The following is a 6,279-nucleotide window of genomic DNA, read 5'->3' on the forward strand; positions in this document are numbered from 1 at the left end:
TCGGCGAAGAAGAACCACGGCAGCGGCGTGCCTTCGACGGCGCCCCGCGCCTGCACGTAACCGGTGCCGAAGGTCAGCCCGCCCGAGGCAATGCCGATCACCGCCACCGCAAGCCCGCAGATTGCGGCCACGATCAGGGCGCGCCGCAAAGGCTGCCCAGTGTTCCAGCGCCGGATCCGCCGCGTCGCCTTCAACGCCAGCAGCGAGAACAGCGCGCCGAACCCGCCGCCGATGACGCCGCAGGCAATCACCAGCGGCCACTCGGCGGCAAACGAGATGGTGTCCCTGGCGACGCCAAAATAGGTGTAGTTGCCGAGCAGCCCGAGCGAAGCGAGACCGGCCAGGATCACCGCCGTCAGCACCAGCCCGTTGGTTCGCGCCTCATAGGTGCGGCCCATCTCCTCGATGGCGAAGACGATGCCGGCCAGCGGCGTGTTGAAGGCGGCGGCAATCCCGGCGGCCGACCCGGCCAGGATCAGACCCCGGGCCTGCACCATGCCGCCCCAGCGTGCCGCCTGCAGCATCAGCGACGCGCCGACTTGCACCGTCGGACCCTCGCGGCCGATCGAGGCGCCGCAGAACAGGCCGACGATGGTGAGCATGATTTTGCCGGCCACCAGTTTGAGGGACAGGATGTGGCTGCGGTCCTCGTCGTCACGCAGATGGCGGGCGGCGATCGCCTGCGGAATGCCGCTGCCTTGCGAACCGGGAAAGAAGGTGTGGGCAAGCCAGGCGCACAGCACGAAACCCAACGGCGTAATGGCAAGCGGCAGATAGAAACGCCAGCCGCCTGCATCTCCTGTCATCAGTTGAAACAGTTCCTGCGCCCTGTCGGCCAGCACCGCGAACAGCACGCTGATCACACCGATGCCAAGCGCGCCGGCCCAGAACACCAGGCGCGGCTGCCAGACCCGCCGTGAGCCCCACATCGCGCGCGAACGCCGCAGCATGGGATATTTTCGCGATGTGCCGGCCATGTCTGTCCTCGAGCGGGGAATGTTTCGGCCTAACACAGCTGGGCAGTCTATTAAACTAGCGCCGGAAAAACCTGTCGTTGGCGCTCGCCTGAGTGCCAGGCGGAAGCATCGCTTCGGTGAAAGGTCGACCCCCACTCCGTCGAGCTACGCTCGACGGAGTGGGGGAAGCCATCAGCCAAACGCGCTGCCGCCGCAAGACAGGCATTATCGGGAGAGAAATGCCCGCCATGACGAGGGGCGGTGCCGACGTCGTTCCAAGGCGATCGTAGATCGTAAAGCTAGCTGAGCATGACTCTGCCCTCAACCTGTGCTATGCGCCGCGCTTCCTTTCCGGCACGATGCGTGAAATCGGCCGCAAACCGCTTATATCAGTGCAACCATGACCCTTTCATTCGATCTCACCACTGACAGCGCCCGCGACGCGTTGCGTGCCCGCTCGGCACAGCCCGAAAAGCAGTCGCTGATCGGCCTGACGCGGATCGAACTCGCCGAGACTCTGGTTGCATCAGGCGCTGTGCCCGAGCGCCAGGCGACAATGCGCGCCCAGCAGCTGTGGCACTGGATGTATGTGCGCGGCGTCTCCGATTTCGCCGGCATGTTCAACATCTCCAAGGATCTGCGTGCTGAGCTCGACAAGCATTTCACCGTCGCCAGGCCCGAGATCGTCGAGGAGCAGATTTCCGCCGACGGCACGCGAAAGTGGCTGTTCCGCTTTCCGCCGCGCGGCGCCGGCCGGCCTGTCGAGATCGAAACCGTCTACATTCCCGAAGAGGGTCGCGGCACGCTGTGCATCTCCTCGCAGGTGGGCTGCACGCTGACCTGCTCGTTCTGCCACACCGGCACGCAGAAGCTGGTGCGCAATCTGACGGCCGAGGAGATCCTCGCCCAGCTGCTCACCGCCCGCGACCGGCTCGGCGATTTCCCTGACCGCGACACGCCCGACGGCGCCATCGTGCCGGCCGAAGGCCGCAAAGTGTCCAATATCGTCATGATGGGCATGGGCGAGCCGCTTTACAATTTCGAAGCGGTGAAGAAGGCGCTGCTGATCGCTTCCGACGGTGACGGCCTGTCCCTGTCGAAGCGGCGCATCACGCTGTCGACCTCCGGCGTCGTGCCGGAAATCTTCCGCACCGGCGAGGAAATCGGCGTCATGCTGGCAATCTCGCTGCATGCCACCAATGACGATCTGCGCGACTTGCTTGTGCCGATCAACAAGAAGTATCCGCTGAAGGAACTGATCGCCGCCTGCCGCGCCTATCCCGGCCTGTCGAACGCCAAGCGCATCACCTTCGAATATGTGATGCTGAAGGACGTCAACGATTCCATCGAGGACGCCAAGGGACTGATCAAGCTGCTCAAGGGCATTCCGGCCAAGATCAACCTGATCCCGTTCAACCCGTGGCCGGGCACCAATTACCAGTGCTCGGACTGGGAAACGATCGAGAAATTCGCCGACTACATCAACAATGCCGGCTATGCCTCGCCGATCCGCACGCCGCGCGGCCGCGACATCCTCGCCGCCTGCGGCCAGCTCAAATCCGACTCCGAGCGCATGCGCAAGGTCGACCGGCTGGCTCTGGAAGCGATGATGATAGCGGGGCACGGCGAGGCGTGAACCGCCCCTTCGCCTGCCTAAGACGCCTCGCCATCATGGCGGTCGGCTATATCGCCGCCGTGCTGACCTCGATCCTGGTGCCGGTGCTGCTGATCGCTCTTCTGGAAGGCATCGAAGACGGCAACTGGTCGATCATTTTCGCCTTCGACTGGCTTGGCTCGTTCCCGCTCGCCGTGTTGACCGTAATGATCGGCGCGCTGTTGATCGTCGGCCCGGCGCTCTTTGTCGCCGAACGGTTCTCACTTCGAGGATGGTTCTACTTCGCCGCCACTGGTGCGATCACGTCCATTGCCTTTGGCGTATCCATGCCGCGCTCGGCCAGCAGCTTTGTCTTCAATCCGGGCTTTCTGGGTTTTCTCGCCACCGCCGGCATCGCCGCCGGTTGGATCTACTGGCTTCTGGCTGGACGCAGGTCCGGCACGGGCCGGAATCTGGGCCGGGATTGATGGCGCGTCTCGTCGGCTACCTCATCCGTTTCACCGTCATCCTGTTCGGCTATGCCGTCGCCTCGCTGGCGGCGAGCGCCTTCCTCAACATCCTGTTCCTGGCATCGCTCGGCTACACGCCGGAGCATGCGCATCCGACGGCGACGGCTTCCCTGTATTTTTCAATTCCCTTCGCCGCCCTGTTCGTCGCCTATTTCGCCCTGATGCCGGCCTCTGTCGTCATCCTGCTTGCCGAAATCCTGGGCCGGCGCGACTGGCTGTTCTATGCGCTGGCGGGCGCGGTGGTTGCCGGTGTTTTCCTCGGGCTTGCCGACCACAGCGGTGACACCGCCTTCGCCGTCAGGGACACCAGCGCCATCATGGCCGTGATCGGCAGCGGCATGGTCGGTGGTATCTTTTACTGGCTCAGCGCCGGGCGCTGGGCCGCAAGCTGGTGGCAAGGCGAACCAGAATCAAAAGAGGATGGCCGGACAGGATGACGGCGCCTACTTCGCCTGGGCCGTCAGGATCTTGAGGGCGAAGGCGGAGAACACGCCGGCAAACAGATAGTCGACCACCCGCGTAACGCGCGGGCTTGCCTTCATCGCCGCCGAAAACTTTTCCGCCGCCAGCACCATCGGCACCGTCACCGGGACCGACAGCACGATGAACATCGTGCCCAGGAAAAACAGCTTTCCCGGTGCGTTCGGATCATGTGCGGAGACGAACTGCGGCAGGAAGGTCATGAAGAACAGGATGATCTTCGGGTTGAGCAGATTGACGCCGAGGCCCGCCGCCCAGCTGCGCAACAGCGAAATCTCGGGTCCCGTCTTCTTCTCCGGCGAAAAGGCCGAGCCCCTGGTGATTGCCTGCCAGGCCAGGAAGACGAGATAGCCGGCGCCGAAGATCTTCAGCACGAAGAATGCCATCGGCGAGGCGACGATCAGCGCCGAGACGCCGACCACCACCAGCGTGGTGTGGATCAGCGTGCCGCACAGCGCGCCGGCCATCGAGGCAAAGCCGGTGGCACGGCCCTGGCTCAGCGTGCGCGAGACGAACAGGGTCATGTCCGGCCCCGGCGTGATCGCCAGGATGACCGTGGCGATGGCGAACTGGATCAGCGTGGTGGTGTCTGGAATGAACGACATGAGCGGCCCCGGGGAATTGGGAGGCCTATACAGGATGCGCCATGTCGACGCCAGACACAGCAGCGATCCGATCTCGATCCAGCAGGCGTCTGCACGGCATTCGCTGGGCGCCGGCCGCGGCAGTCCTATGCCTGCCTGCTCAGCCGTATCCTCGCTGGCTCCTCCGCGAAGAGTCGATCGTTGCGGACATCGGTGTCCCCGGTGATCTGGTCGATCGGCTTGGGCCGGCCGAGAAAATAGCCTTGCGCCTCATTGCAGCCTTCGACCTGCAGGATGGTGAGCTGGACATGTGTCTCGACGCCTTCGGCGAGCACCGGAATGTCGAGGCTGCGGCCCAGCGTCAGCACCGCCCGGATGATGGCCTTGGCCTGCGGGCTTCGCTCGACATCGGCCATGAATGAGCGGTCGAGCTTGATCTTGTCGAAGGGAAACGAGCGCAGCGTATCGAGCGATGAATAGCCGGTGCCGAAATCGTCGATCGCGATCGTCACCCCAAGCGCCTTGACCTGGCGCAGGACATGCAGCGTGCGCACCTTGTCGGCGACGATCGTCGATTCGGTCAACTCCAGCTCCAGCCGTTTCGGCGACAGCCCGGTCTCGATCAGGATCTGATGGACGAGCTTGGCGAGATCGGCATGGGCGAACTGCACCGGCGACAAATTGACCGCGATCTTGTGGCCATTGCCCCACGAGGCCGCCTGCCGGCACGCGGTCCGCAGCACCCATTCGCCGATCGCCATGATCGAGCCGTTCTCTTCGGCAATCGGGATGAATTCGGCGGGCGGGATCATGCCATGCACGGGATGGGTCCAGCGCAGCAGCGCTTCGTAGCCGCAGGTGGCGCCGGTCGGGACCGAGGTCTGCACCTGATAGTGAAGCGAAAGCTCGCCGCGGTCGATCGCCTGGCGAAGGTCGGTGGCCAAGGCGCGGCGCGCCCGCGCCGTCTCGTCCATGGCGGATTCGTAGAAGCAGACGGCTCGCGTCACGTCGTTCTTCGCCCGGTACATGGCAAGGTCGGCGTTGCTGACCAACCGCTCGCGGTCGGCCCCGTCGCGCGGATAGACCGCGCTCCGTGCTGAACTGCATCTTCTTAGTGCTGCGATGCGGGGCGCCATGGCACGGTCCCGCCAAAACGCCACGGCCCAGGCATCGCGCTCCCGCCATGCGCTGGACCAGAAGCCATGCATGCACGCGTGCTTGCTCGCTCTGCCGTTCCTGCTAAAAGGCGCTGCGACAATCTGTGACGCCCAGGCTGGGGCGTCCGCCACCGACGGGGTAAAAATGTCCAAAACCAAAGACATCAAGAAAGTCGTGCTCTCCTATTCCGGCGGTCTCGACACATCCATCATCCTGAAATGGCTGCAGACCGAGTTCGGCGCCGAGGTCATCACCTTCACCGCCGATCTCGGTCAGGGTGAAGAGCTGGAACCGGCGCGCCGCAAGGCCGAGATGATGGGCATCAAGGACATCCGTATCGTCGATGTGCGCGAGGAATTCGTCGCCGACTTCGTCTTCCCGATGTTCCGCGCCAACACCGTCTATGAAGGCACCTATCTGCTCGGCACCTCGATCGCCCGGCCGCTGATCTCCAAGCATCTGGTCGATATAGCCCGGGAAACCGGCGCCGATGCGATCGCGCATGGCGCCACCGGCAAGGGCAACGATCAGGTTCGCTTCGAGCTCTCGGCTTACGCACTGAACCCCGACATCAAGGTCATCGCGCCGTGGCGCGACTGGTCGTTCAAGTCGCGCACCGACCTGATGAACTTTGCCGAACAGCACCAGATCCCCGTGCCGAAGGACAAGAAGGGCGAGGCGCCGTTCTCGGTCGACGCCAACCTGCTGCACTCCTCTTCCGAGGGCAAGGTTCTGGAAGATCCATGGAGCGAGCCGCCGGAATTCGTCCACCAGCGCACCGTTTCGCCGATGGATGCGCCCGACAAGGTCACCGAGATCGAGATCGAGTTCCTGAAGGGCGACCCGATCGCGCTCAACGGCAAGAAGCTGTCGCCGGCAACCATGCTGGCGGCGCTCAACGATCTCGGCCGCGACAATGGCATCGGCCGGCTCGACCTGGTCGAGAACCGCTTCGTCGGCATGAAGTCGCGCGGCGT

At 64.1% G+C, this 6,279-nt stretch carries 6 protein-coding genes and 1 pseudogene; 4 read left to right on the top strand and 3 right to left on the bottom strand.

Annotated features, from left to right (window positions below):
- Nucleotides 1-977: chloride channel protein (locus EN884_RS21345; protein WP_164895086.1), on the bottom strand; the 977-nt coding region annotated here is incomplete at its 3' end.
- 379 nt (nt 978-1,356) lie between these two features.
- Between EN884_RS21345 and rlmN the strand changes: the two genes are divergently transcribed.
- From rlmN to EN884_RS21360, 3 genes are read left to right on the top strand one after another with little or no spacing between them, the layout of a single operon-like run.
- Complete coding sequence (gene rlmN / locus EN884_RS21350; RefSeq protein WP_063169553.1) at nt 1,357-2,592, top strand: 23S rRNA (adenine(2503)-C(2))-methyltransferase RlmN; 1,236 nt, start codon at nt 1,357-1,359, stop codon at nt 2,590-2,592.
- Between the two features lie 59 nt (nt 2,593-2,651).
- Nucleotides 2,652-3,038 carry a hypothetical protein gene (locus EN884_RS21355; RefSeq protein WP_244506876.1) on the top strand — a complete coding sequence of 129 codons (387 nt, stop codon included), beginning with the start codon at nt 2,652-2,654 and terminating at the stop codon, nt 3,036-3,038.
- Nucleotides 3,038-3,517, top strand: coding sequence for a hypothetical protein (locus EN884_RS21360; RefSeq protein WP_063169555.1), 480 nt, complete (start codon nt 3,038-3,040; stop codon nt 3,515-3,517). The genes EN884_RS21355 and EN884_RS21360 overlap by 1 nt, the downstream gene beginning before the upstream one ends.
- Before the next feature lie 6 nt (nt 3,518-3,523).
- Here the strand turns inward: EN884_RS21360 and EN884_RS21365 are convergent, their stop codons facing one another.
- On the bottom strand, nt 3,524-4,165 hold the full coding sequence (locus EN884_RS21365) for a LysE family translocator (protein ID WP_013528810.1): 642 nt from the start codon (nt 4,163-4,165) through the stop codon (nt 3,524-3,526).
- A 125-nt stretch (nt 4,166-4,290) separates the two neighbouring features.
- Nucleotides 4,291-5,232 (bottom strand): annotated as a pseudogene (locus EN884_RS21370) (GGDEF domain-containing phosphodiesterase); the annotation flags it as partial.
- Between the two features lie 214 nt (nt 5,233-5,446).
- On the opposite strand from EN884_RS21370, the gene EN884_RS21375 reads away from it, so the two are divergent.
- Nucleotides 5,447-6,279: argininosuccinate synthase (locus tag EN884_RS21375; protein WP_128360724.1), on the top strand; the 833-nt coding region annotated here is incomplete at its 3' end.

The sequence above is a fragment of the Mesorhizobium sp. M7A.F.Ca.AU.001.01.1.1 genome, from assembly GCF_004022735.1.
In the GTDB taxonomy this organism is placed as follows: domain Bacteria; phylum Pseudomonadota; class Alphaproteobacteria; order Rhizobiales; family Rhizobiaceae; genus Mesorhizobium; species Mesorhizobium ciceri.